The organism is Gemella haemolysans, from assembly GCF_028308085.1.
GTDB lineage: Bacteria > Bacillota > Bacilli > Staphylococcales > Gemellaceae > Gemella > Gemella haemolysans_D.
In genome coordinates this window covers 1-894 of sequence record NZ_JAQMFS010000043.1, presented here as the reverse complement: position 1 = coordinate 894, position 894 = coordinate 1, and the positions used below count along the sequence as shown (strand labels likewise).

The 894-nt window shown below is 40.6% G+C and carries 1 pseudogene; it reads left to right on the top strand.

The features are described from left to right. A pseudogene (locus PNO30_RS03035) lies at positions 1-894 on the top strand (YSIRK signal domain/LPXTG anchor domain surface protein); the annotation flags it as partial.

Genomic DNA, 894 nt, shown 5'->3' with positions numbered 1-894 from the left:
ACTCCAGTAGTACCAACAGCTGAGCCAAAAGAAACAACTGGAAAACAAGGACAACCACAAACTCAAGAAACAGAGTCAATGTTCAAACAAGGTGACGAAGTAGCACCGATCGACAAAACTACAGTTAAACTAGTAGACCCAAGTGGAAACGAAGTAACAACAATGCCAGCTATGAAAGATGGAAAAGAAGTTGGAACATACACAATCGATCCAACAACAGGAGTAATTACATTTACGCCAAACAAAGATTTCGTAGGAACACCAGATGCAGCGAAAGTTACAGCGAAAGATACTAATGGAACAAAAGTAGAAACAACTTACACACCAACAGTAACACCAGTTACACCAACAGCTGAACCGAAAGAAACTACAGACATCCAAGGTAAACCACAAACTCAAGATACAGAGTCAATGTTCAAGCAAGGTGATGAAGTAGCGCCAATCGATAAGACTACAGTTAAACTAGTAGACCCAAGTGGAAACGAAGTAACAACAATGCCAGCTACAAAAGATGGAAAAGAAGTTGGAACGTACACAATCGATCCAACAACAGGAGTGATAACATTCACACCAAACAAAGACTTCGTAGGAACACCAGACGCAGCAAAAGTTACAGCTAAAGATACTAACGGAACAAAAGTAGAAACTACTTATACACCAACAGTAACTCCGGTAACACCAACAGCTGAACCAAAAGAAACAACAGACATCCAAGGTAAAGAACAAAACGGAAAACCTGAATTCAAACCAGGAAACCCAGACGTACCAATGGACGATGAAGTACCAGCAACATTCGAAAATGGATCAACAACTAAGACAATTCCAGGAGAAGGTACTTACACAGTAGCACCAGATGGAACGGTAACATTCACACCTGAGAAAACATTCACAGGA